This window comes from Pseudomonas sp. B33.4 (genome assembly GCF_034555375.1).
Taxonomy (GTDB): Bacteria; Pseudomonadota; Gammaproteobacteria; order Pseudomonadales; family Pseudomonadaceae; genus Aquipseudomonas.
The window spans coordinates 3,620,662-3,644,773 of record NZ_CP140706.1 but is presented as its reverse complement, the minus strand read 5'-3'; the positions used below and the strand labels follow the sequence as shown (position 1 = coordinate 3,644,773).

Genomic DNA, 24,112 nt, shown 5'->3' with positions numbered 1-24,112 from the left:
CATAAGCCCATTGAACACAACGGCTTAACTAACGAGGCTTATCATGCAGCACAACGACAAAAAAAACAGCGCCTGGATGATGCCGGCAGAGTGGGTGACCCACGCCGCGACGTGGATGGTCTGGCCGCACAACCAGACGTTGTGGGAATCCGGTTGGCGCGTGACCCTGGCGCAGGTGCAGGAAGATTTCGCACGCGTCGCCAACGCCATTGCTCGTTTCGAACCGGTGAAACTGGTGGTCGATCCATCGGCCATCGCCAGCGCCAGAGCCTTGTGCGGGCCGAACATTGAATTGATCCCGCTGGCAGTGAATGACAGTTGGTGCCGCGATTCCGGCCCGACCTTTGTCTGTCATCCGCAGCAAGGGCTGGCCGGCGTGAGCTGGCGCTTCAACGCCTGGGGCGGGAAGTCGGCGCACGATCTGGACGAAAGTCTGGCGCGCCGCGCGCTCAATCACCTCGGCCGGGAATGCTTCGGCACGCCGCTGAGCAACGAGGGCGGGGCGATTCATGTCGACGGTGAAGGCACGCTGATCACCACTGAATCGGTGTTGCTTAACCCCAATCGCAACCCCGGCATGAGCAAAGGCGAGATGGAAGAGATCTTCAGCCGCTTGCTCGGCGTGAAGAAAACCGTCTGGTTGCCGGGCGATCCGGATTACGTCACTGGCGATATGACCGATGGCCACGTCGATGGCGTCTGCGCCTTCGCCCGTCCGGGTGTGCTGCTGGTTGACGCCACCCACGACAAGTCGTCGGTCTACGCCGAAGTAGCCCGAGAAAACCGCCGAGCACTGGAACTGGCCACCGATGCGCAGGGACGCAAATTCGAACTGATCGAACTGTTCGAAGCCTCCGATGCGGTCGACACCGAAGCCGAAGTGTTCTGCGCCTCGTACACCAATTTCTACATCGCCAACGGCGCGATCATCATGCCGGCGTATGGCATCGAGGCTGACAACGTCGCCGCCAAAGTGCTGGAGCAAGCCTTCCCCGGCCGCGAAGTGGTGCCGGTGCGGATCAATCATTTGGCCCATGGCGGCGGCGGGGTGCATTGCATCACGCAGCAGCAGCCAGCCTGGCCGCTGAGAGGTTGAACGCATGAGCATTCTGACCATCGCGACCACCCAGATGCCGTGCACCTGGGATTTACCCGGCAACCTTGATCGCGCCGAGCAACTCGTCCGTGACGCAGCGCAGCAGGGCGCGCAAGTGATCCTGTTGCAGGAGCTCTTCGCCACTCCGTACTTCTGCATCGAACAAAGCCATAAACACATGGCGTTGGCCGAGGAATATCGCGACAGCCGTGTGCTCGCGCGCTTCGCCGCGCTGGCCCGCGAGTTGGGTGTGGTATTGCCGCTGAGCTGGTTCGAAAAGGCCGGCAACGCCTACTTCAATTCGCTGAGTGTGGCCGATGCTGACGGGCGCCTGTTGGGTGTGTATCGCAAGACCCATATTCCCAACGCCATCGGCTATCAGGAGAAGGAATATTTCAGCCCCGGCGACACCGGTTTCAAAGTCTGGGACACCGCGTTCGGCCGTCTCGGCGTGGGTATCTGCTGGGATCAGTGGTTCCCGGAAACCGCCCGTTGCCTGGCGCTGATGGGCGCTGAAGTACTGCTGTACCCGACGGCGATCGGCTCGGAACCAGGCTGCGCGGCGCTGGATTCCCGCGATCACTGGCAGATGACCATGCGCGGCCATGCCGCTGCCAATCTGCTGCCGGTGGTGGCATCGAATCGGGTCGGTCGAGAAACCGCGACCACCGATTCGAACCTGCAAATGAGCTTCTACGGTTCGTCGTTCATCAGCGATCACAAGGGCCAACTGCTCGCCAACGCTGACCGCGACAGCAGCGGTGTGCTGGTGCAGCGTCTCGATCTGGCGGCGATGCGCGAAGAGCGTTTGAGCTGGGGCATCTATCGCGATCGTCGGCCTGACATGTACGGGCCGTTGCTCAGTCAGGACGGTCGCCACCTTCATGCACGCTGGAACACCCAAGGGGTTTGACATGGCTACCCATCACAAACGCTTGCGCGGCGCGATCGGCCTGGCGCTGATCTGCTTGATACCGTCGCTGCACGCCGAAGACAAAACCCTGCGGCTGTACAACTGGGCGGATTATTTTGCCGAAGACACCTTGAGTCGCTTCACCGCCGAAACCGGGATCAAGGTGATCTACGACGTCATGGACGGCAGCGAAACACTGGAGGCGAAGATGCTCTCCGGCGGCAGCGGTTATGACCTGATCTTTCCCGGCGACACTGTCGCCGAGCGCTTGATGCGCGCCGGCAGCCTGATGCCGCTGGATCAAACGAAGCTGACCGAGCTGGCCGACATCGAACCCGGTTTGCAGAAGCTGCGCGGCCATTACGAGCACTCCAGCAAAGCCACGGTGCCTTACACCTGGGGCACCATCGGCCTGACCTACAACGAAGAACAGATCAAACAGCGCATGGCCGATGCGCCGGTGAACAGCCTCGACATGCTGTTCAAACCGGAGCTGGCGGCGAAGTTTGCCGATTGCGGCATCTCGATGATCGACTCGCCAGACGAAGCCTTGGCGGTGGTGCTCAATTACCTCGGTCGCGATCCGCGCAGCGGCAAAGCCGAGGATCTGGCCGCCGCCAGTGAACTGCTGATGAAGCTGCGTCCGTACATCCGCAAGTTCCAGTCGCAACCGGTGACCGATCTGGTCAACGGCAACCTGTGCCTGTCACTCGGCTACAGCGGCGACATGACCCAGGCTCAGCGCACCTCGGACAGCGCCGGCAAACACACGCGCTTCCAGTATCGCGTGCCGCGCGAAGGCACCACGGTGTGGATGGACACCATGGCCATTCCGGTTGACGCCAAGCACCCGGAATACGCCTACGCGTTCATCAACTTCGTCATGCGCCCGCAGAACATGGCAGCGATCAGCAATTTCACCGGTTACCCGACTTCCAACGCCAAGGCGCGGGCGAGTGTTGATGAAAGCATGCGCGACAACCCGGATATCTACCTTGACGAGGCGACCTATGCTCGATTGATTCCGGGCAAGGATATTCCTCAGGCCGACATGCGCGCGCGCATGCGCACCTGGACCAAATTCAAGACTGCCACTGGCAAATGATCAATGGCCGGCGCGTTCGCCGGCCCTTATTTACAGGAATAGCAAGATGTCGACTCGTCGTGAGTTCATCAAACAAGTCACGGTCGCCGCCGGTGTCGGCGCGGCATTTATGGGTCTTGGCCTGTCGCCGGGCAAAGTATTCGCCGCTGCCCAAGGTCGCTGGTTCATGCCCGACGAGGGCGATAAACATGAGCGCGCCTACATCGCTTTCGGCGCGCAGGACGCGATCTGGGAAGACTTCACCGGAGACGTCCAGGCAGCCCTCGGCCGCATCGCCCGCGCCATTGCCCGGTTTGAACCGGTCACCGTGTTCTGCCGCAAGAACGAACGCAGCCTCGCCGAAGAATTCTGTGGTACGCGCAATATCACTTATGTCACTGCCGGGCTGGATGACATCTGGATGCGCGACATCGGCGCCAACTTCGTCATCGACGACAAGGGTGGTCTCGGCGCGGTGGACTTCAACTTCAACGGTTGGGGTGGCAAACAGCAGCACAGTAAAGACTCGAAGATCGCTGCAGTGGTCGCCGACGACGCGCAAGCCACGTACATTCGTACCGATCTGGTGGGCGAGGGCGGCGGCATCGAAGTCGACGGTCACGGCACCGGGATCATGACCGAGAGCAGCTGGATCAACAGCAACCGCAATCCGGACTGGAGCAAGGCCGATGTCGAAGCTGAACTGAAGGAGCGTCTGGGCCTGCGCAAAATCATCTGGCTGCCGGGGATCAAGGGCAAGGACATCACTGACGCCCACGTCGATTTCTACGCGCGCTTCATCAAGCCCGGCGTGGTGATTGCCAACCTCGACACCGACCCTGAATCCTACGATCACAAGGTCACCCTGGCGCACCTGGAAATCCTCAAGAACGCCACCGATGCCGATGGCCGCAAACTGCAGATCCACACGATGTCGCCGCCGCTGAAACCGCGCAAAAGCAAGTTCAACCAGAACAACCCGGACTTTGCCGCCGGTTACATCAATTACTTCGTCATCAACGGCGCGATCATCGCCCCGGAGTTTGGCGATAAAGCGGCAGACAAAAAGGCTTTCGATCTGTTGTCGCAACTGTATCCGGATCGCGAAATCGTCCAGCTCAACATCGATGCCATCGCCGCTGGCGGTGGCGGAATTCACTGCGTGACCAGCCATCAACCACAGGCGTGATTGACTCTGACGCGGATCAAGCCAACTATCGGCGCATAACAACATGACCGATGGACCACAACTTGATCGAACGACGCCAATTCAGCGGAGGCATGAAGGGGAAAAACCTCCGCTATCTGAATGAGCAAAGCGCGGAAGACCCGCGCATGACCCGCACTGGTTTTCTGCTGCTCGAACACTTTTCGCTACCGGCGTTTACCCAAGCGCTGGACACCGTTGTCACTACCAACCTGTTGCGTCCGGGGTTGTTTTCCTCGCGCACGTTTGGTTTGGGCGACGGTGAAGTCATCAGTGATCTGGGCCTGGTGATCCGCCCCGATGCACGTCTTGATTTGGCTGCGCTTCAGCAGCTGGATCTGCTCGTGGTGTGTGGCGGTTATCGCACCGAACTGCGCGCAAGTGATGAGTTTATCGGCTTGCTCAGATCGGCAGCAGAGCGCGGCATCTCGCTCGCCGGGTTGTGGAATGGCTCGTGGTTTCTCGGTCGCGCCGGATTGCTCGACGGCTATCGCTGCGCGATCCACCCGGAGCACCGCCCGGCACTGACCGAAATCGCCAAAGCCACCCACGTCAGCAGTGAACCCTACGTGATTGATCGCGATCGGCTCACGGCGTCGAGTCCGTCCGGGGCGTTTCATATGGCGCTGGACTGGATCAAAAGCCTGCACGGCAAGGCGTTGGTCGAAGGTATCGAAGATATTCTGGCCTTCGAGGAATCGCGCTACCGGCGGATCAAACCGGACGAGAACATCTGCGTCAGTGCGCCGCTGCGTGAAGTGGTGAAACTGATGGATGCCAATCTGGAGGAGCCGCTGGAGTTGGAGCAATTGGCGGTGTACGCCGGCCGATCCCGTCGCCAGTTGGAGCGTTTGTTCAAGGAGCAACTGGGCACCACGCCGCAGCGTTATTACCTGGAACTGCGCATCACCGAAGCGCGACGGTTGTTGCAGCACACTGAGCTGTCGCAAGTCGAAGTGCTAGTCGCTTGCGGCTTCGTCTCGCCAAGCCATTTCAGCAAATGCTACAGCTCATATTTCGGCTACAGACCTTCCAAAGAAAAACGACTGGTCAAATAACACCAGCCGTTTCCCAGCCAGAGTGCGCCGCGCAATCACAGGTCGGCGAACCTCGCCCAAACACCTCGGTCAGTCCCCTCTCCCTCGGGGAGAGGGCTAGGGTGAGGGGCTTTTAAACACCATCACCCACACACGTTTAACTTACACGCACTGTTACGCCATAACGGCTACAACACCTTGCGCCGTTGCCTACGCGTACGCCAGAATCCGCCGGCTTACGCGCCTTGAGGCGGGCTGTATCGTTTCCCTGTCACTGCAAAACAGTGATCGGGTTTGGTAGCCCGTTTTCTAAGCGTAATGCGCCGCTATATGCAGTCTCTTTTCGAGGCTCGGTTTTATATGGTGGCCATGCGTGGGGCTCCTTCGGGAGCGCCGGGGTTTACTCGCTTAGACCGGTCTACCAACCTGCGCAATGGTCACCACCTCGTTTGGTAGCGTGAGTGATGGCTCCTTATTTTTTTGCTAAGCGAGTGTCATCTATGTTCAAAATTACGCCAAACCCGCCAGAAACCGATCCAATCCCCTACGACGCCGCGCTCGAACCTCAAAACATCAAAGAGGCCACCGACCGCGCGATCAACTTCTACCTCAATCCTTCCGCGCTGAAGACTTCAATACCCACCCGCAAGACCGGCAAGATCTACCTCATCGACCCCACGGTTGATAACGAAACATTACTCGTCGAAGCCACTGAAACCTTGTCCTGCGCCAGTGACATGGCCCGAGATCTCGCCGACGTGATCGACCCTTCACAGCGCAAAAAGATGCTGATCCTGCAACAGGTGATCATGCTCAGTGAGCTGGTGGTCGGTCGAGTTCTGGATAACCAGCGCTTGCCGCACTAGTCGCGATGCAGATAGGCGAGGGGGTGTGCCCCCTCATTTGCACGGAAGCGTCCGCAATCGCGACGCTTCACGCCTTCTATCAAAGAGCCGCCAACGGTTCTTGTCTGGAGTTTAAGCTGATGTCTCAGCCACCTGAACCACCGGTCACAGACCTGGTGTCCCCGTACGCATCGCCCAATTCAAGAAAGCTGCACGAAGCGGCAGAGCGTGCGCTCGACCATTACCTGTTGCCCGCCGCGATCATGGCCACACCCTATACGCCCAGCACGATGTTCATGGTCAACCCGCAATCCGACGCCGAGTCCTTGCTGAGCAATGCCAGCGGTTCGCTCGCATCCGCCACGGTCATGCTCGGCAATTTTGCTGGCGTGCTGGAGGGATCGAACCGTCATACCCTACTGGGCATTGCGCAAGTGGTCATGTTGGGGGAGTTGGCGGTGAACAAAGCGTTGGATCTTGTTGTGCCAACTGAGTGATCGCGCACGTTAGTCGGGGTTGAGGGTGTTTGGTCGGGCGTCATCGCGAGCAGGCTCACTCCTACAGGGGGACGCATTCCAAATGTAGGAGTGAGCCTGCTCGCGATGACGCCCGTTCAGGCAAAGAATCTGTAAAACGTGACCATCCCTCAATCCCACCCTCAAGTAATCAAGCAGTCAGCCTTTGCGGCTGACTGCTTTTTTTGTTTCTACAGGTGGTCAGCGTCGATCACGGCTTTGGCAAACGCCTGCGGATCTTCCTGCGGCAAGTTGTGGCCAATCCCGCCATTGATCAAGCGGAACTGATACTTGCCGGTAAAGCGCTTGGCGTAATCCTCCGGCGCCGGGTGCGGCGCACCGTTGGCGTCGCCTTCAAGAGTAATGGTCGGCACGCTGATCGACGGCGCGGTGGCGAGCTTCTGCTCCAGCGCGGCGTACTTCTCTTCGCCTTGGACCAAGCCGAGGCGCCAGCGGTAGTTGAACACGGTGATATCAACGTGATCGGGATTCTCCAGCGCTTTGGCGCTGCGGTCGAACGTGGCGTCGTCGAATTTCCATTGCGGTGAAGCGGTCTGCCAGATCAATTTGGCGAAGTCGTGGGTGTTCTTCTCGTAACCGGCACGGCCACGGTCCGTCGCAAAGTAGAACTGATACCACCACTGCAATTCAGCCTTGGGCGGCAGCGGGTTTTGCCCGGCGGCTTGATTACCGATCAGGTAACCACTGACCGAGACCAGCGCTTTCACACGTTCCGGCCACAACGCCGAAACGATGTCCGCCGACCGTGCGCCCCAGTCATAACCGCCGAGTACCGCTTGCTTGATCTTCAGCGCATCCATGAAGTCGATGACGTCACTGGCCAGCGCCGCCGGTTGACCATTGCGCAGGGTGTCTTTGGAGAGGAACTGCGTATCGCCATAACCCCGGGCATAGGGCATCAACACCCGATATCCCTTGGCCGCCAGCAGTGGCGCGACTTCGTCGTAGCTGTGAATGTCGTAGGGCCAGCCGTGCAGCAGGATCACCACTGGGCCATTCGCGGGGCCGGTTTCGGCATAGGCGACGTCGAGCACGCCGGCCTTCACATGCTTGAGCGGGCCGAAAGGCGAGGGCGCGGAATAGCTGACGGCGGCGGGTTCAGCGCTTTGCGCTTGAGTGGTGCCAAAAGCGCCGAACAACGACAAAGCCAGAATCGACAAACCGAACGCGGTTTTGCGGGTGTGCAGTGCCATCTTCATGGTGACGTCTCCTTTGCGAGCCTTTGGTCAAGGGGTCTGAATGAACCCTTGAAACCTTGAGTGCATTTGAGCGTTGGGACGTATCTGGGCTGTGTCGTAAAACGGCTTTGTTGAAAGTCGATGTGTCGCGGTGGGGTTCGTACACAGTGTGATACACGGCGGCGAAGCCGGCTCAGCATGGACCTGATTCAGGCCAAAATAATAAGTCGCTGTTTTAAAACAAAAAATATTTCACTTGGCGCTTCCCAAAGGCAAAAAACCTTGGTAAATTGCGCCCCGTTCTCACAGCGAACCTAACGAAGTAGCTGGAAAGAGCAGTAGGGGCGTCGCCAAGCGGTAAGGCAGCAGGTTTTGATCCTGCCATGCGTTGGTTCGAATCCAGCCGCCCCTGCCATATTCGAAAAAAACGCCAACTTCGCAAGAAGTTGGCGTTTTTTTATGCCTGCGATTTGGCCAGGCGTTGGTAACGCAGGCGTGCGCGGCGCCGAAGCACCGCACACGCCATCCACTCAGTGCGGTGCGCGCGGAATGGTTTTCATCAGGTCTTCGGGGCTGATGTGGCCGACCACGCTGCCCGGTTGCGGCAGGTTGAGGATGTGGCCTTTCATCTTGCCGATGATGTGCATTTCGCACGGCTTGCAATCGAACTTCAGTGTCAGCACTTCATCGCCGTGGATCAACTGCATCGGCGCGACTTTGGTGCGCACGCCGGTCACGCCTTTCGCCTGTTTCGGGCACAGGTTGAAGGAGAAACGCAGGCAGTGCTTGGTGATCATCACCGGCACTTCACCCGGCTCTTCGTGCGCTTCATACGCCGCGTCGATCAGCTTCACGCCGTGACGGTGGTAGAAGTCGCGCGCCTTCTGGTTGTAGACGTTGGCGAGGAAGGTCAGGTGCGAATCCGGGTATACCGGCGGCGGGCTGGTTTCCGCTTTACGGCTGCCACGCGGGTGCGCGGCGACACGGGCGGCGGTCAGGTTCTCGATCACTTCACGGCGCAGGGCTTTGAGCTGCGAGTTGGGGATGAAGAACGCCTGTGGCGCATCCAGCTTGATGTCGGTGGCGTGGTACTGCGTGGTGCCGAGCTGGCCGAGCAGATCGCGCAATTGCTCCAGCGCTTGCTCAGGTTTGTTAGCGACACCGAACGGACCGGGCAGGGTGACGCTGGCGTTGATGCCTTCTTCGCTGGTGGCGGTCACTTCCAGTTGTTCTTCACGCAGACGAGCGACCCAGCTCAGGGCCACGCGACGCTCCGAAGAGGTCTTTTGCAGGGCCTGTTGCCAGTTGTGATCGAGGTTGCGATTGAGCGGGTGATTCGGGCGCAGCTTGAACAAGCCTTCGGGCATTTCGTTCGGCTCGACGCGATAGCGGTAGCGCTTCTCGCCGTCTTCTTCGAACTCGCCTTTGGCTTCGGCGATGTTGGCGCGGAAACCGACCACTTCGCGTTTGACCAGCACGTTCAAGCCGTCACCGTTGGACAGCGGCTCCTGAGTGACGACCTGCATGTCGCGTTTGCCGACTTTCTCGACGGTGCCCACTGGCAGGCCGGTGAAGGTCGGCGAGTCGAAAGCGCCGATGTCGATCTTGCGATCGGTGACGAAGTAATCGGTGCTGCCGCGGTGGAAAGTCTTTTCCGGGTCCGGCAGGAAGAAATGCGCGGTGCGACCGCTGGAAGCGCGGGCCAGGTCCGGGCGGTCGTCGAGCACGTCGTCGAGGCGCTGGCGGTAATAGGCGGTGATGTTCTTCACATAGCCCATGTCCTTGTAGCGACCTTCGATCTTGAACGAGCGCACACCGGCTTCAACCAGGGCGCGGATGTTGGCGCTCTGGTTGTTGTCTTTCATCGACAGCAGGTGTTTTTCGTAAGCGATCACGCCACCCTTTTCATCTTTGAGGGTGTACGGCAAACGGCACGCCTGCGAGCAGTCGCCACGGTTGGCGCTGCGACCGGTCTGCGCGTGAGAGATGTTGCACTGGCCGGAGAAGGCCACGCACAACGCGCCATGAATGAAGAACTCGATGGCGGCGTCGGTTTCTTCGGCGATCGCGCGGATTTCCTGCAGGTTCAGCTCACGGGCCAGAACAAGCTGCGAGAAACCGGCCTGATCAAGGAACTTCGCCCGCTCTAGGGTGCGGATGTCGGTCTGGGTCGAGGCGTGCAGCTCGATCGGCGGAATGTCCAGTTCCATCACGCCCAGATCCTGAACGATCAGCGCGTCGACGCCGGCGTCGTACAACTGATGGATCAGCTTGCGCGCCGGCTCCAGTTCGTTGTCGTGCAGGATGGTGTTGATGGTGGTGAAAATGCGCGCGTGATACTTGCGGGCAAACTCCACCAATTCGGCGATTTCGCCGACTTCATTACAGGCGTTGTGGCGCGCACCGAAGCTCGGGCCGCCGATGTACACGGCGTCGGCGCCGTGCAGGATCGCCTCACGGGCGATGGCGACATCGCGGGCAGGGCTGAGCAATTCCAGGTGATGCTTGGGCAAGGACATAGTTTTTTTAGTCAGGCTGTCACGGTTAGGCGCGTATTGTACCTGCGAAACGGCTGGGCGGCATCCGTGTACCGATGTCGGGTAACTAGCGCTTAACATAAATACGCATAGCGCGTAACTGTAAAGTCTGTCAGTTGTGCTGCCGGATTAAAAACATAAGTATCAGGTGGTGAATAGAAAAAGGTTCACGGATATACACCACACATGAAAATGGAGCTTCAGGCTATGAAAAGTAACAGCGCTTTTACATACCTTGGTATCACTGATACTGCATCGTTGAAGTCTCGGCGTGAGGCCCCGGCCGAAGAGTACTACAAGGCAATCATTGATCCCGCTCATCCGGGCATTGGCACCCCGAAATTCTCCGCTACGCGGAAGCTCTATTTCGGCACGGAAAAAGTGTTCAGTGTTATTGGTCAACATTCCACGGAAATCATTTCATTTGTAATAAGTCGCTCCCTGAAGGACGGTACACATAAGATTGGAGGGCAGGGGAGTGATGTACAGGGGGTCATGACGGTAGCGTCGGAAGTGTTGTATGCGCAAAACGGAGAGATTACATTTAACCGCGAAAAATTGAACGATTCGATCTCGGCAACATTCAAGTTTGAGGTCGTGCACGAGGGCAAAACATATCAAGTATCAGAAGGGAAGCTATTTCTTCTGGCAACCGGTCCTCTTTAAGTTTGGCTGGATAAACGCTTGAGGCAAATGCCTTGAAGTGTACGTAGCGGCGCCTGCTAACCGTCTCAATCCGCACGCTGTGTTTGGCTAGCGCCCTATTTATTTTTCAATGCGTTCGACCGCCCCCAAATTTGTGAGGGCAGCCTACGGACTGCTGCGAAAAAAATCAGGCCTTGGCCGCCATCGCAGTCACTTCCACACGCATTCCTTCAACTGCCAGCGAGGCCACACCCACTGCCGCACGCACCGGCCATGGCTTGGCGAAGTAGCGCTTGTAAACCTCATTGAATGCCGCGCGATCGGCCATATCGGTCAGATAAATGGTCAGGTGCATCACCCGATCCATCGAGCTGCCGGCGCGCTCCAGTGCAACTTTCAACGCCTGCAGGGTGCATTCGCTTTGCACGGTGATATCGCCCAGTTCCAGGCTGCCATCGGCACGGGTCGGGATCTGCGTGGACACCATGATCCCGTTGAACGTGGTGACGTCCGACGAAATCGAATCTGCGTCCGGATCCGGGGTGAAGGTGATGTCTTGGTTAGCCATGCTGATCCCTTGTTGAGCGAATAAAGATCGCGCCAGTTTACAGATTCAGGGCCAACATGGCCCGTTCCATGGCTGCTGAGGTCGATCAGACAGGCTGCGTCGCCGCCTCCGCGGCAATGGCCGCAATGACACTGGGGCGGGCGGCGATGCGGCGCATATAGGTGGCCAGTGCCGGCCAGTCCTGTATGTCGATGTGGAACGTCGGTAGCCACGTCAGTACGCTGAACAAATAAGCATCGGCTACGCCAAATATGCCCATCAGGCCGTTCTGATCCGACAGTTGCTGATTCAGATAATCAAGACGCTTGAACAGCCTCTGTCTGAAAATCGTTTTGACCGCTTGCGGGATTTCGGCGTTGAACAGCGGTGCACTGCCACCGTGAATTTCCGAACTGATGAAGTTCAGGTGTTCTTGCAGACGCGCTCGCTCCCAAGTGCCATTGGGTGGCGCTAGCGTGTTGCCCGGCACCTGATCGACCAAAAACTGCAGGATCGCTGGCCCCTCCGTCAGCACCTCGCCGTTGTCCAGCAGCAATGCGGCGACGTAGCCCTTCGGGTTGATCTCACGAAAGTCACGCCCGTCGGCGGTGCGTTTGCTTTGGTTGTTGACGCGAACCAGTTCGAAGGGCAAACCCAGTTCCCGCAGCACAATATGCGGGGAAAGCGAGCAGGTCATCGGCGCGAAATACAGTTTCATGGCACTTCCTTGCAATGTCGAAGGCGCCACAATCCTGCACCCGCGCAGCTTTCGCAAAGGTCATTTACGGTGCTAGCTTATGACAAAATCTCATGAGCTCCCTTGATTCCATGACTGTCTCACTACCTTCGCTCAACGGCCTGAGAGCCTTTGAGGCCGCTGCCAGACACATGAGTTTTACCAAAGCCGCCGAAGAACTCAACGTCACCCAAACAGCTGTCAGCCACCAGATTCGTCGACTCGAAGCGGAGCTGGGTGTGCATCTGTTTCTGCGGCTCGCCGAAGGGTTGGCGCTCAGCGAAGAAGGGCAGGCCTATTTGCCGGGCATTCGTGCGGCGTTTCAGGAGCTGCGCTATTCGACTGAGCAATTGCTTGAAGGACGCCACAAAAGCGTACTGACTATCAGCACCCTGGTGTCCGTGGCATCGAAGTGGTTGCTGCCGCGACTGCCGTCCTTTCAGCAGGCGTTTGCCGATATCGATGTGCGGATCAGTGCGTCCACTGAGCTGGTCGATTTTCGCAAGGGCGCTATCGATGCGGCGATTCGTTACGGGCGTGGTGACTGGAAGGGCTTGCAGGCCGATTTTTTGATGTCCGATGAAATCTTTCCGGTGTGCAGCCCCGCACTGGCGAAGACATTGAGCACGCCTGCAGATCTGGCGAGGCACACAATGCTGCAGGTCAGCGGTGTGACAGCTAATGACTGGAGCACTTGGCTCAGCGCTGCGGGCCAACCGCCGCGACTCGCCGAGGGGCCACGGTTGACCTTTGATCTGGCGATGATGGCAGTACAGGCGGCGGTTGACGGGCAGGGCGTGTGCATTGGCCGTTCGACCTATGTCGAGGACGATCTGCGAGCCGGGCGTCTGGTCGTACCTTTCGATCTGCGTTTGAAAGATCAATTGGGTTTTTATCTGGTGACGCCCCGTGAAACGGCACAGGTGAAGAAAATCGTCGCCTTCAGGGCATGGCTGTTAGCGCAACCGCTAGCCAGAGAGACCTTTGTATAAGCGTGTATCAATCTGCCGTGGATACACACGTGAACAATAAACCCGGGGTTTACGACACATCCTCCCTACATGACCCGCTCAAAGTAGAGGCCACCACACCACTACGTTCGAGAGGGCAACACCATGCATCGTCCATTGTTACTGGCCAGCGCCGCGATACTCGCTTCAATGATCGGCGTCACCCATGCGGCTGACGCACCGGCCAAGAGTTGGCAACAAGGCTTGAGCCGCACGGATCTGGTTCGCCAGGATCTCGGGGCTGCCGAGCGCGAAGTGATTCAGGCTCGCGTCGATTTCGAACCGGGCGTGACCTCGCCAAGACACGCGCATCCCGGTGTTGAGGTCGCGTATGTGATCAGCGGTACTTTCGAATATCAACTGGAGGGCAGGGCGCCGGTGACGCTGAAAGCGGGGGATTCGTTGTTCATTCCGGAAGGTGTGGCGCATGTCGCCAAAAACGTGGGTGCGGACAAGGGTTCGGAATTGGCGACTTACATCGTGAAGAAGGGTGAGCCGTTGCTGATCCTCAAACCGTAGGCCCACACCTCAATGGAGCGTCGCCGCTCGGCGACTTTCTCCAATCCTGATGCGGTCGAGCGCCCGGTTCAACGCATCGAGGGCATCGAGCAGCGCTTTCGCCTCGGCTTCCCGGCCTTCGCCCCACAAGCGCTCGGCCATTTTGTTCAGGGCTTGAATCGAGCGCTCGATGTCGGCGGCGGTTGCGTTTTCTCTAGGCGCCAGTGGTTTCTTCGGCATTCAGGGGTCCTCTGCTGTCAGCGAACCACCATACCGCTGCGGTGCCCAGCAGCATAGTCAGGACGGCCAGAATCAGGATCACGCCTTGTGTGCCCAGGCCCGCCGCCAACAACGCCACCAGCAAACCGGCCAAGGGTTACCTGACTCGCCTAACGACTTTCATTGATAGCGTAAAAGTCAGGCAACATCGCTTTGAGGTTGATTCGTCATCATCCGTTTGCCGATGAAGTTATCAATGCCCGGGCGTATTTTCGTTCTATAAAGCTGGTGCTCAATCTTGCCGAATAGAATTGCGATCGGGAGTGCCGCAATGACCATCCATAGGATGGAAGTAGAGATATTGGTGTCGGTGTCTTTGACTGCCCAATATACGCAGTAAATGATTGGCAGGTGAGCAAGGTATATTCCATAAGAATAGTCACCAAGATTATTCAAGAATTTCGGAAGCGGCGCTGATTTGATTGCCCAGATAATTGCAACGATGGTCAGTGCGCAGGTTGAAAGCGGACCTTTCATCGCGGGAATGAAAATGCTTGATACAGCGATCAGGAACAGCGCAAAAAGAGCGAGACCTTGTTTTTCAGACAAAAGAATTCTTGATAAGAAAAAACCTGCAATAAAGTAAATGTTCAGCGGTGACAACGGGATCTCAGCCAAAGTCGGCATGGCTACGTTGAACGTCACGCCTTGCGCTGTCTGAAAGATCATTACAAGAAGCCACAGGAAAACCGCAGAATCAATCAGATTTTTGTGTCCTCTGAACACGGTCATGAGCATCAGGATCAGCGCGTAAAAGAACATCTCATATATCAGTGTCCAATACGGTACCTGGAACGATACGTTTAATGAGCCGGTAGGGATTAAAAATATTGACATTGATGTGTCAGTGAGAGAGGGGCGATAACCGGAAAAAATAACGAGCACGGTCGTCGAAAAAATAATGGCAGCAATATATCCAGGGTAAATCCGGAGAATCCTGTGCAGCATGAATTGAGCAGGCTTTCGGTCGGTCTGCATGGCAATGACGAAGCCGGAGATAACAAAAAAAACAAAAACACCGAGGTCACCAAATCCCCAACTAAGAAACTTGCTGGCGGGTGTGTCGGTAGCCAGGCTGGAAAAGTATACAGCGTGCTGCGCAACTACAAGTATTGCCGCAATAAAGCGCAAAAATTGTATGTTTTGTAAGTTGTGGCTTCCGTTCATTTTCGGACTATCCATTCGTTATTCAGAAAAGAAGTCCTGCGACCCGAGTTTCGGTGCACCAGCCTCCTTGCTTTCTCGTGGATTCTGAATCAAGTGCGTAAATAGCACAAGGAATCAGCGAACTAGATTCAGTTTCTGTGTTTCTGGATTGGATCTGGGGCATCCGATATCGCTTGTTTGGAGGCAGGCGCAAGCGCCGCCGTGATCTCGATAACTCCGCAGAACCGGTCTGGAGTGCCTCGCGAGCAGATCCCCTTGTCGTTCTGTCCTGCAATAACGCGTCGCGACAATGAACACGCAACATGATGTCCCCTTTTGCGTGCCCAGGCAGCAGGCCGGCATCAGCGATATTACTTATCTGCGACGCGTCTTTCGGGCGAATGTTCCGAATCTGCAACTCGCCGATTCAGCTGGCCAGCTAATCGTCACCCTGCTCGGCGGTCTTTTGTCGGGTGTTCTCTGCGCATCCAGGCGATCTGGTTCTCCGGCGGTGAGCATCTGATTGCGCAGCGACGTGTGCATATTTTTTCGAAGAAGACCCACTGAAGCCCAGTGATTGATCTGCCTGCGATCGCGGCTATTGTGATTCGTACAAGTGGGTATTTGTGCTTGACTCGACATCAGGCCGGATCAAGGAGGCTGAAGTGGATGAACAACCGTCTAACAAACTGATCGCAGAGCAGAGCGGTCTGACCGAGGCAGAGGTCGGGACGTACTTGGCGGCCCTCGAAAAGCAGGCCGATGGAAGCTGGATGGTTTATTTCGGTGTTGAAATAGAGCGATCACCGGACGCCAGCAAAAAAGTCGACGCATCTCGCACCCTGTTGATCCCGAGCTGGCTGGTCAGGTACTGGGTGGACCGCAACATTGGTTAGTGCACCACTCTCTGTGACCGGTCCTGGCACGTCATCATTTCGTGAGGTAGCGCCGGTGGCGCATTTCTTCTGTTGGTGTACGTCGGCAGAACGCCGGGAAGGGGCTGAAAATCTGTGAGTTATGGAACACTTCAGCGCGAGCCGCGCTTTGTCCAAACCCCAGAAACGACAAAGCCCTGAATAATCAGGGCTTTGTCGTACATAAGATGGCGGAGGCGATGGGATTCGAACTCATGGACCTGTTACAGTCGACGGTTTTCAAGACCGTTGCCTTAAACCACTCGGCCACACCTCCGTTGCGTTGCGGGCGCCATAATACCTGAATGAAACACACTGTCAAACTCTCTGCATGGCTTGTTACAGAGCGTCTGTTATGATCTTTGCGACTGAACGTTTCAAACCAACAGGAGTGTCGCCATGCGCGAACAGGATTACGCAGTTAATAACAGCGTGCAGGCTGAGCAGCTAGAGGTTAGCCGCGTCCTGCGCAACACTTATGGCCTACTGGCTCTGACCCTCGCATTCAGCGGCGTCATGGCTTTCGTTGCCCAGCAGATGCGTGTTGGCTACCCGAACATTTTCGTGGTGCTGATCGGCTTCTACGGGCTGTTCTTCCTCACCAACAAACTGCGTGATTCCGCGTGGGGCCTGGTGTCCGCTTTTGCGTTGACCGGTTTCATGGGTTTCCTGCTCGGCCCGATCCTCAACCGTTACCTGGGCATGCAGGGCGGCGCTGAAGTGGTCAGCTCGGCTTTCGCGATGACCGCGCTGGTGTTTGGTGGTCTGTCGGCCTACGTGCTGATCACCCGCAAGGACATGAGCTTCCTCGGTGGTTTCATCACCGCTGGTTTCTTCGTGTTGCTGGGTGCAACGCTGGCGAGCTTCTTCTTCCAGATCAGCGGCCTGCAACTGGCGATCAGCGCAGGTTTCGTGCTGTTCTCGTCGGTGTGCATCCTGTTCCAGACCAGCGCCATCATCCACGGCGGCGAGCGCAACTACATCATGGCGACCATCAGCCTGTATGTATCGATCTACAACCTGTTCATCAGCTTGTTGCAGATCTTCGGCATCATGAGCCGTGACGACTGATCAGTTGTACTGACACAACAAAAAACCCGCTTATGCGGGTTTTTTGTTGCCTGCAAGAAAGTCGGCGGATGCGTGCAAGCTATCGATCAATTGATGACGATGCTGCCATCAGCCTGTTGCTTATAGATGGTGTAGGGGAGCAACAAGGTGTCGAGCACCCCGGAAGCCACGGCATCGAGCGCCCAGCCGGGCAGGGCGGCGTTGTACTTGTTACCTTCGTCTATCGGCGCATGCAAACTGCAGAAGTCATACATCACGCCGCTGTAGATCCTCGGCACCGCCCCGCAATAGGATTTGTTCGATCTCAGATCGTCCACGGCGACCTGATCGTCGCGCACGACCGTCTGCACTGTCCCGCAACCGCTTAACACTAATGCCATCAGCATCATTGCCCGAAACTTCATACCGCCAATCCTTCGCCGGAAAAACCTCAATCTACGCCAAACGTGCGGAAAAAGCATTTAGGCCATCGGCGGCAAACGACGCTTGACCGGGGTCTTCTTGACGATGGCGGTATTGGTTTCGGCCAGGGTATTGAGGCGGTCGAGCAGCGTGTCCAGTTGTTCCATTGAGCGCACGTGCAGACGGGCGATGAAGCAGTCTTCGCCCGTCACCTTGTCGCACTCGGTGAACTCGGGAATCGACAGGATCTGCCGTTCTACCTCCTGCAACTGCCCTGGTAATGGCCGCACACGGACGATGGCCTGCAATTGGTAACCAAAGCATTTCGGGTCGATCTCGACCGTGTAGCCCTTGAGCACGCCGCGCTCTTCCAGTCGACGCAAGCGTTCAGCCACGCTTGGCGACGACAATCCGCTGATTTGCGCCAAGGCCTTGAGCGAGCGCCGCGAATCCTCCATCAATGCGCCGATGAGGATCTGATCAATATCGTCAGTCATGAAAAAACTCCAGCATTAGGCAATTAGTGAAAACTACCCACGATAAAAAAGGCAGATGTCGAGTTTAGCCTGCTTTTTGCGCTGGAGCGCCTGCGGGTTTGCTTGGCATACTTTTGCCACAAAGACAGGAGATTGATGATGGACAAAACAATCCGTCGTGGCTCGTTTGAAATGACCGCCGCCATGCTGATATCCGGAACCATCGGCTGGTTCGTGCTGGTGTCCGGGCAACCGGTGCTGGACGTGGTGTTCTGGCGCTGCGTATTCGGCGCAGGGACTTTGCTGCTGATTTGCGCGGCGTTCGGCTTCTTGCGCCCGGGCATTCTGACCCGCACCACATTTCTGCTCGCCGTGGTTAGCGGGATGGCGATTGTCGGTAACTGGGTGCTGTTGTTTGCCTCGTACTCCCGCGCTTCGATCGCCATCGGCACGGCGGTGTACAACGTCCAGCCGTTCATGCTGGTCGGGTTGGCGGCGCTGTTTCTCGGCGAAAAAATCACTTTGCAGAAGCTCTTCTGGCTGGCGATTTCGTTCATGGGCATGCTGGCGATCGTCAGTGCCCACGGCACTCAGGGTGAAAGCGGCAACGACTATCTGATGGGGATTGGGTTGGCGCTGGGTGCGGCGTTTCTCTATGCGATTGCCGCGTTGATCATCAAGCGCCTGACCGGCACGCCGCCCCATCTGATCGCGCTGATTCAGGTCTGCACCGGGATTTTGCTGCTGGCACCGTTCGCGCATTTCAGTGCGCTGCCGCAAGCGCCGAGTGCCTGGGCCAGTCTGGTGACGTTGGGCATCGTCCACACCGGTTTGATGTATGTGCTGCTGTACGGCGCGATCCAGAAGTTGCCGACCGCGTTGACCGGCGCACTGTCGTTCATCTACCCGATCGCGGCGATTTTCGTCGACTGGTTCGCGTTCGGTCATCGCCTGGAAACCCTGCAATGGCTCGGCGTAGCGGCGATCCTGCTGGCCGCCGCCGGCATGCAACAGGGCTGGGGCCTGAAGCGCCGGCGACTGGCCGCGCAGTAACCCTCAGATGTTCCAGCGCGGTGCGGTTTTCGCCAGGCGCTGGCGCATCTCGGCGATGTTCGCCGCCAGTTGTCGAGTCAATAACCGGTAGCCATCCAGCGCGCTGTAAACCGGCGCATCGAGGTTGGGCTCCGGCAACTCCAGCGGCCTGTCCAGGCGTTGTGAGGCACCGGTTTTCAACGCCCGGGCCATGCCGATCAGTTGCACGCGAATCTGCCGGTGTTCAGCTTTCAATGCCGCTTGCAAATGGGCCATGGCCTCGGGATCGTTGGCATCCGGCCGTGTGTTGCCGAGGATCTCCAGCGTGCTGATGCACATGCGCAGATTGCGCTGGATGGCATCGAGTTCGGTCATGGAAATCTTCACTTCCTTGGACACCGACGGCATCAACGAACGCAACTGCACCATCACCGCACCGAGCCGCCCCATCAGTTTCAAATGCTCATCGGCGCTGACCGGTTGGCCGCTGATGATCCGCCCATACACCGTGGCGCAATCACGCAGGGCATCGGCGAGGTTGTAGCGCCACGAATACACCGCGTAGAGCGGCAGGGCGAAAGAGAAGGCCAGTGCCAACGCAATCCCGATCAAGATGTCGACGCCGCGCCACAAACCGTCGGTGATCGGGTTGTCGCCATGTCCGGCGACGATGAACACGGTGATTGCCGAAAGCAGGGCGGTGTAACCCCCTTTGCCAATCGCGTGATAAGAGAAGAAACCGCAGACCACTGCCATCGCAAAATAGGTCAGCCATGGCATGCCGAGCCACGCCTGCTGTGCCACCAACAGCAACCCGACGCCGGCACCGATCAAGGTGCCGGTGGCGCGTTCGGCGGCTTTTTTGCCGATGTTGCCATGGTGTTGCAAGCCGCCGATCACCACCAGCATGGTCACTGACGCCCATTCGCCATGCGGCAGGTTGATACCGGTAGTGAGCAGGATGGTTGCCAGTAACCCGAGGGCCACGCGCACCGCATGAATCAGCCGCGCGTGCCGGTAACGTCGATAAGGATCAAGCAACGGACGCAGGACACGGCGCAGCAAGGGCGGAAGTCGATGGGTGCTGTAAGTACTCAGTGCGGGCCTCTCGTGATTGGGCTTCAGGTCAATGGAAAGGGAAAATGTAATTCATCCATGCTGCCATACGCAGGAGGATTTTGCGCATCGTGCCAATGTGGTGGAAGTGCTGACTGTACAACGCGGCCTGCCCGTAAGCACCGCCCGGCATCAACTTGCTGTACTGGGCGAACTCGGGATCGGTGATTTCAATGATCACCGGCACGCGCCCGGCCGGCGGCGAACCGGTATAGCCGATCAAAGTGCCGGACGGTTGCACCTGACCTTCGGCAATCACCCCGATGACATTCTTCACCCGACCTGCGAAAACCTTGCCGGGAATGCCATCGAACGCGACTTCCGCTTCATCGCCGACAGTCAGGCGCAGCAGGCTGTTCTGGCGCATCCACGCGGCAAAGTATTGGCCTTCCTCGGGAATGAACACCATCGAGGGACGCAACGGCAACTTGCTCGCCATCATCCCCGGCCGCAAGGACACGTGAGTTACGAAGCCTTTGCTCGGCGCGCGGACGGTGGTGTTGTCCAGTTCGAACTGGGCGTTATCCAGTTGCGCCTGCAGATCATCGGTGCGGGCGATCGCGGCATCCAGTTCGCGCTGGGTGCCGAAGTTGCGCCGGATCAACTCGGTGATGCGGTAGCGATCACCCTTGGCAGCGACCAGTTGCGCCTTGAGTGATTTCAGCCGGTTTTCAAACGGCGTAGGGTCGATGCGGAACAGCACATCACCTTTTTCCAGTGGCTCGTTACCCTTCACCGGCACATCAATCACCTGGCCGCTGACGATGGGGATGACCGGCACAGAAACGAAATAGGTACGTGCCACCTCGGAGTAGGGATGGTTGTAGTTCATGGTGAAAATCAAGGCGCCGATCATCAGGATGCCGCCCAGTACGGCGGTGGGCACCGTCCATTTGTTCAGCGGGATACGGAAGATCTTGAACACTGCGACGCAGATCGCGGCGTAAGTCAGGATAAGGAGTAGATCCATGGCGTTCAGCCCTCCCTGTTGTGGGGAGCAGTGGCGTTCAGCGCTTCGAGTCGTTCGAGGCGTCCTTGCAGTTCGACCACCTGTTGCTCCAGGCGAACGACATGGTTTTGCACGGATTTACCGTCACCGAAGCCCCAGCCGCGATCTTCTCGATAGGCCATCGCCCAGATCCACAGGAAAGGCCAGAGCGCATGCAGCGTGAACAGACTGACCCAGCCAGTGGCATGGATCGCATCCTGATGCGGGTGTTTACGATGGACGGCAATCTCATAGGGAATGTCGTGCAACACGATGATCCCGTAAAACAGTACGAGCCCGGCAAACACCAAAACCCCTAGCGCAAAGTAATCCAGCATGGTCAAGCTCCCGGCATCCAGCACAGTGCTGGCATCAGTGTAGACACTGATTTGCCGGGCGCTTGGCGACTTTTGATCAGAGCCGGATGCCGTCGCCTTTTTACTTATTCATGATCCTGGTGACAGTTGCTCAGAAGATGTAATCGGTGGTCAGGAAGCTCGAATCACGTCCGCGAATGATCTCGCTGATCAAGTCCTTGTTACTGTCCTGGAACTTGGTCGCCACCAGCGTACGGATCGAGAACACGCGCAACGCATCGTGCACCGAGAGCGTACCTTCGGCGGAATTCTTGCGGCCATTGAACGGATAGGTGTCCGGCCCGCGCTGGCACTGGGCGTTGAGGTTGATCCGCCCGACCTGGTTGGCAAAGGTGTCGACCAGGCGGCCGACCGCCACCGGGTTGGTGCCGAAGATGCTCAACTGCTGGCCGAAATCCGACTCCAGCACGTAATCGATCACGGTATCGAGGTGACGGTACGGCACGATCGGCACCACCGGGCCGAATTGCTCTTCCTGATACACGCGCATCTGCGGATTCACCGGGTACAGCACCGCCGGGTAGAAGAACGACTCGCGGGATTCGCCGCCATTCGGGTTGACCACTTCGGCGCCTTTACTGCGCGCATCGGCGACTAGCCCGTGCAGGTAATCGACCTTGCCCGATTCCGGCAGCGGAGTCAGCGACACGCCGCTGTCCCACGGCATGCCCGGTTTCAGCGTGGCCAATCTGGCGTTGAATTTTTCAATGAAGCTGTCAACCACGTCTTCATGGACGAAGAGGATTTTCAGCGCGGTGCAGCGCTGGCCGTTGAACGACAGCGAGCCGGTCACCGCTTCGCTGACGGCGTTTTCAAGGTCGACTTCCGGCAAGACGATGCCCGGGTTCTTCGCATCCAGCCCCAGCGCCGCACGCAAGCGGTGTGGTTTGGGGTGCAGTTTCTTCAGGTCGCTGGCAGCCTTGTTGGTGCCGATGAAGGCGAAGATGTCGATCTTGCCGCTGGCCATCAGTGCGCTGACGGTTTCGCGGCCGCTGCCGTAGATCACGTTGATCACGCCGGTGGGGAAGCTGTCCCGGAACGCTTCGAGCAGCGGACGGATCAGCAGCACGCCGAGCTTGGCCGGTTTGAACACCACGGTGTTGCCCATGATCAGCGCCGGAATCAGCGTGGTGAAGGTTTCGTTCAGCGGATAGTTGTAAGGGCCCATGCACAGCGCTACGCCGAGCGGCACGCGGCGGATCTGCCCTAGGGTGTCCTGCTCCAGCTCGAATCGGCTGGAGCGGCGGTCGAGTTCCTTGAGTGCATTGATGGTATCGACGATGTAGTCGCAGGTACGGTCGAACTCTTTTTCCGAGTCCTTGAGGTTCTTGCCGATTTCCCACATCAGCAACTTCACCACGGCATCGCGCTGTTGGCGCATGCGGCCGAGGAAGGCTTCGACGTGCTGAATGCGTTCGGCTACGCGCATGGTCGGCCACAGGCCCTGGCCACGGTCGTATGCGCGAACGGCGGCGTCGAGGGCGGTGAGGGCGGTGTCGGCATCAAGCAGCGGCGTGCTGCCGAGAATGACTTGTTCGTCGCCATTGTCACCTTTCAGATAGACCGGGCTGCGCACGGTGGCGAGCGGGCCGTCCCAGCGGCGCAACTGGCCGTCGACCAGATATTCACGTTGCTCGACCTGAGCGTCGAGGCGGTATTTTTCCGGGATGTCGCTGACAGAAGGGAACAGATTGCCAAGGATGTTTGCTGTGGTCATGTCGCTACCCCGTGTTGATGTCCGTATGCAGATCAAAAAGCCTTCACAGGTTATACGCCTGAATGCGCCGGAATTTAAACCCGCAAATGTCACCCGAATGTCACGCAGAGGCGCACAGCAGAGCGGTGATTCCCACCGAAAACCCTGTAGGAGCTGCCGAAGGCTGCGATCTTTTGATTTTGCTTTTGGAGGGGCAAGATCAAAAGATCGCAGCCTTCGGCAGCTCCTACATGGGAGGTCATGTCCCCGGATGCCCCCTCTCTGGCCTGCAATGCCCTCAACCTGCTGCGGCCGCTGCCTTAAGGTGTGAGCACAACAATAAGCGAGGCCGTTATGCGGGCAATCCGACTCACATTATTAATGGCGTTATCGCTGGCGCTGTTCGGCTGCGGCGAAGACCCCGAACCCCCGGCCACCACCCACAACAACGCCATGCCCAAAGACCCGGCACTGGCGCAGATCTACGCCAACAGTTGTCAGCTCTGCCACGCAAACCCGGCGGCCAACGCACCGCTCACCGGCGACCGCAAAGCCTGGGAGCCGCGCATCCGGCAGGGCACCGACACGCTGCTCGACCACGCCATCAACGGTTACAACGGCATGCCGCCGATGGGCCAGTGCGTCGAGTGCTCGGAAGAACAATTCCTGCAATTGATCGGCTTCATGGCCGACCAGCCCCTCCCAGAATAAGGTGCCCGGCATGACAATGGATCTGACACGGCGTC

General features: G+C 58.0%; 27 protein-coding genes, 2 tRNA genes and 1 pseudogene. 16 read left to right on the top strand and 14 right to left on the bottom strand.

All coding sequences use genetic code 11. The features are described from left to right. Nucleotides 1-43: 43 nt before the first annotated feature. The 7 genes from U6037_RS15915 to U6037_RS15885 all read left to right on the top strand — a co-directional run bounded on the left by U6037_RS15915 (nucleotide 44) and on the right by U6037_RS15885 (nucleotide 6,679). Entirely contained in the window at nucleotides 44-1,096 is a 1,053-nt protein-coding gene (locus tag U6037_RS15915) for an agmatine deiminase family protein (RefSeq protein WP_322843656.1), read from the top strand. A 4-nt stretch (nucleotides 1,097-1,100) separates the two neighbouring features. Next, complete coding sequence (aguB, locus tag U6037_RS15910; protein ID WP_322843655.1) at nucleotides 1,101-2,009, top strand: N-carbamoylputrescine amidase; 909 nt, start codon at nucleotides 1,101-1,103, stop codon at nucleotides 2,007-2,009. Nucleotide 2,010: 1 nt separating this feature from the next. Further along, nucleotides 2,011-3,114: an extracellular solute-binding protein gene (locus tag U6037_RS15905; RefSeq protein WP_322843654.1), complete on the top strand. Its 1,104-nt coding sequence runs from the start codon at nucleotides 2,011-2,013 to the stop codon at nucleotides 3,112-3,114. Nucleotides 3,115-3,160: 46 nt separating this feature from the next. Further along, complete coding sequence (locus U6037_RS15900) at nucleotides 3,161-4,282, top strand: agmatine deiminase family protein (RefSeq protein ID WP_322843653.1); 1,122 nt, start codon at nucleotides 3,161-3,163, stop codon at nucleotides 4,280-4,282. A 50-nt stretch (nucleotides 4,283-4,332) separates the two neighbouring features. After that, on the top strand, nucleotides 4,333-5,358 hold the full coding sequence (locus U6037_RS15895) for a GlxA family transcriptional regulator (protein ID WP_322843652.1): 1,026 nt from the start codon (nucleotides 4,333-4,335) through the stop codon (nucleotides 5,356-5,358). 479 nt (nucleotides 5,359-5,837) lie between these two features. Beyond that, complete coding sequence (locus U6037_RS15890; RefSeq protein ID WP_110718657.1) at nucleotides 5,838-6,203, top strand: DUF6124 family protein; 366 nt, start codon at nucleotides 5,838-5,840, stop codon at nucleotides 6,201-6,203. A 119-nt stretch (nucleotides 6,204-6,322) separates the two neighbouring features. Then, entirely contained in the window at nucleotides 6,323-6,679 is a 357-nt protein-coding gene (locus U6037_RS15885) for a DUF6124 family protein (protein WP_007919067.1), read from the top strand. A gap of 209 nt (nucleotides 6,680-6,888) precedes the next feature. Here U6037_RS15885 and U6037_RS15880 read toward each other — a convergent pair whose 3' ends face one another. Next, nucleotides 6,889-7,917: an alpha/beta hydrolase gene (locus tag U6037_RS15880; protein WP_322843651.1), complete on the bottom strand. Its 1,029-nt coding sequence runs from the start codon at nucleotides 7,915-7,917 to the stop codon at nucleotides 6,889-6,891. A 319-nt stretch (nucleotides 7,918-8,236) separates the two neighbouring features. Between U6037_RS15880 and U6037_RS15875 the strand changes: the two genes are divergently transcribed. Continuing rightward, nucleotides 8,237-8,311 (top strand) — tRNA-Gln (locus tag U6037_RS15875). Between the two features lie 115 nt (nucleotides 8,312-8,426). On the opposite strand, the gene U6037_RS15870 is transcribed toward U6037_RS15875, so the two are convergent. After that, on the bottom strand, nucleotides 8,427-10,415 hold the full coding sequence (locus U6037_RS15870) for a U32 family peptidase (RefSeq protein ID WP_322843650.1): 1,989 nt from the start codon (nucleotides 10,413-10,415) through the stop codon (nucleotides 8,427-8,429). Between the two features lie 225 nt (nucleotides 10,416-10,640). Between U6037_RS15870 and U6037_RS15865 the strand changes: the two genes are divergently transcribed. Next, nucleotides 10,641-11,099 carry a hypothetical protein gene (locus U6037_RS15865; RefSeq protein ID WP_322843649.1) on the top strand — a complete coding sequence of 153 codons (459 nt, stop codon included), beginning with the start codon at nucleotides 10,641-10,643 and terminating at the stop codon, nucleotides 11,097-11,099. Between the two features lie 166 nt (nucleotides 11,100-11,265). On the opposite strand, the gene U6037_RS15860 is transcribed toward U6037_RS15865, so the two are convergent. Both U6037_RS15860 and gstA read right to left on the bottom strand, forming a co-directional pair. Next, a complete protein-coding gene (locus U6037_RS15860; RefSeq protein ID WP_322843648.1) occupies nucleotides 11,266-11,646 on the bottom strand; it encodes a RidA family protein in 381 nt (126 codons plus the stop codon). Between the two features lie 85 nt (nucleotides 11,647-11,731). After that, complete coding sequence (gene gstA / locus U6037_RS15855) at nucleotides 11,732-12,343, bottom strand: glutathione transferase GstA (RefSeq protein WP_322843647.1); 612 nt, start codon at nucleotides 12,341-12,343, stop codon at nucleotides 11,732-11,734. Between the two features lie 110 nt (nucleotides 12,344-12,453). Here gstA and U6037_RS15850 point away from each other — a divergent pair, with 110 nt between their 5' ends. Together U6037_RS15850 and U6037_RS15845 are read left to right on the top strand one after the other, a co-directional pair. Next, nucleotides 12,454-13,353 (top strand): transcriptional regulator GcvA, encoded by a 900-nt coding sequence (locus tag U6037_RS15850; protein ID WP_322843646.1) that lies wholly within the window; start codon nucleotides 12,454-12,456, stop codon nucleotides 13,351-13,353. 123 nt (nucleotides 13,354-13,476) lie between these two features. Further along, the gene (locus U6037_RS15845; protein WP_322843645.1) at nucleotides 13,477-13,890 is read left to right on the top strand and encodes a cupin domain-containing protein; all 414 of its coding nucleotides are present in this window, start codon (nucleotides 13,477-13,479) and stop codon (nucleotides 13,888-13,890) included. A 9-nt stretch (nucleotides 13,891-13,899) separates the two neighbouring features. On the opposite strand, the gene U6037_RS15840 is transcribed toward U6037_RS15845, so the two are convergent. From U6037_RS15840 to U6037_RS15830, 3 genes and pseudogenes are all read right to left on the bottom strand, one after another. Continuing rightward, nucleotides 13,900-14,109, bottom strand: coding sequence for a hypothetical protein (locus U6037_RS15840; RefSeq protein ID WP_322843644.1), 210 nt, complete (start codon nucleotides 14,107-14,109; stop codon nucleotides 13,900-13,902). Then, nucleotides 14,084-14,245 (bottom strand): annotated as a pseudogene (locus tag U6037_RS15835) (MFS transporter); the annotation flags it as partial. The gene U6037_RS15840 and the pseudogene U6037_RS15835, both read right to left, overlap by 26 nt. Before the next feature lie 41 nt (nucleotides 14,246-14,286). Further along, complete coding sequence (locus tag U6037_RS15830; RefSeq protein WP_322843643.1) at nucleotides 14,287-15,315, bottom strand: acyltransferase; 1,029 nt, start codon at nucleotides 15,313-15,315, stop codon at nucleotides 14,287-14,289. Between the two features lie 289 nt (nucleotides 15,316-15,604). Between U6037_RS15830 and U6037_RS15825 the strand changes: the two genes are divergently transcribed. Together U6037_RS15825 and U6037_RS15820 are read left to right on the top strand one after the other, a co-directional pair. Beyond that, the gene (locus tag U6037_RS15825; RefSeq protein WP_322843642.1) at nucleotides 15,605-15,817 is read left to right on the top strand and encodes a hypothetical protein; all 213 of its coding nucleotides are present in this window, start codon (nucleotides 15,605-15,607) and stop codon (nucleotides 15,815-15,817) included. Between the two features lie 142 nt (nucleotides 15,818-15,959). Further along, entirely contained in the window at nucleotides 15,960-16,190 is a 231-nt protein-coding gene (locus tag U6037_RS15820; RefSeq protein WP_322843641.1) for a hypothetical protein, read from the top strand. Nucleotides 16,191-16,397: 207 nt separating this feature from the next. Here the strand turns inward: U6037_RS15820 and U6037_RS15815 are convergent. After that, nucleotides 16,398-16,485: transfer RNA gene (locus U6037_RS15815), tRNA-Ser, on the bottom strand. 122 nt (nucleotides 16,486-16,607) lie between these two features. On the opposite strand from U6037_RS15815, the gene U6037_RS15810 reads away from it, so the two are divergent. Further along, nucleotides 16,608-17,279, top strand: coding sequence for a Bax inhibitor-1/YccA family protein (locus U6037_RS15810; RefSeq protein WP_008081508.1), 672 nt, complete (start codon nucleotides 16,608-16,610; stop codon nucleotides 17,277-17,279). Nucleotides 17,280-17,365: 86 nt separating this feature from the next. Here U6037_RS15810 and U6037_RS15805 read toward each other — a convergent pair whose 3' ends face one another. Both U6037_RS15805 and U6037_RS15800 read right to left on the bottom strand, forming a co-directional pair. Further along, on the bottom strand, nucleotides 17,366-17,683 hold the full coding sequence (locus tag U6037_RS15805; RefSeq protein ID WP_322843640.1) for a YceK/YidQ family lipoprotein: 318 nt from the start codon (nucleotides 17,681-17,683) through the stop codon (nucleotides 17,366-17,368). Nucleotides 17,684-17,740: 57 nt separating this feature from the next. Beyond that, the gene (locus U6037_RS15800; RefSeq protein ID WP_064381847.1) at nucleotides 17,741-18,178 is read right to left on the bottom strand and encodes an Lrp/AsnC family transcriptional regulator; all 438 of its coding nucleotides are present in this window, start codon (nucleotides 18,176-18,178) and stop codon (nucleotides 17,741-17,743) included. Between the two features lie 138 nt (nucleotides 18,179-18,316). On the opposite strand from U6037_RS15800, the gene U6037_RS15795 reads away from it, so the two are divergent. Continuing rightward, on the top strand, nucleotides 18,317-19,210 hold the full coding sequence (locus U6037_RS15795) for a DMT family transporter (protein ID WP_322843639.1): 894 nt from the start codon (nucleotides 18,317-18,319) through the stop codon (nucleotides 19,208-19,210). Nucleotides 19,211-19,213: 3 nt separating this feature from the next. On the opposite strand, the gene U6037_RS15790 is transcribed toward U6037_RS15795, so the two are convergent. The 4 genes from U6037_RS15790 to U6037_RS15775 form a co-directional block, all read right to left on the bottom strand. Continuing rightward, a complete protein-coding gene (locus U6037_RS15790) occupies nucleotides 19,214-20,254 on the bottom strand; it encodes an FUSC family protein (RefSeq protein ID WP_322843638.1) in 1,041 nt (346 codons plus the stop codon). A 61-nt stretch (nucleotides 20,255-20,315) separates the two neighbouring features. Then, nucleotides 20,316-21,275, bottom strand: a complete 960-nt coding sequence (locus U6037_RS15785; protein WP_141129243.1) for an HlyD family secretion protein — start codon at nucleotides 21,273-21,275, stop codon at nucleotides 20,316-20,318. A 5-nt stretch (nucleotides 21,276-21,280) separates the two neighbouring features. After that, nucleotides 21,281-21,631, bottom strand: a complete 351-nt coding sequence (locus U6037_RS15780) for a DUF3302 domain-containing protein (RefSeq protein ID WP_038368661.1) — start codon at nucleotides 21,629-21,631, stop codon at nucleotides 21,281-21,283. A gap of 130 nt (nucleotides 21,632-21,761) precedes the next feature. Then, on the bottom strand, nucleotides 21,762-23,387 hold the full coding sequence (locus tag U6037_RS15775; protein WP_322843637.1) for an NADP-dependent glyceraldehyde-3-phosphate dehydrogenase: 1,626 nt from the start codon (nucleotides 23,385-23,387) through the stop codon (nucleotides 21,762-21,764). 333 nt (nucleotides 23,388-23,720) lie between these two features. Between U6037_RS15775 and U6037_RS15770 the strand changes: the two genes are divergently transcribed. Next, a complete protein-coding gene (locus tag U6037_RS15770) occupies nucleotides 23,721-24,077 on the top strand; it encodes a c-type cytochrome (RefSeq protein ID WP_322843636.1) in 357 nt (118 codons plus the stop codon). Nucleotides 24,078-24,112: the final 35 nt, after the last annotated feature.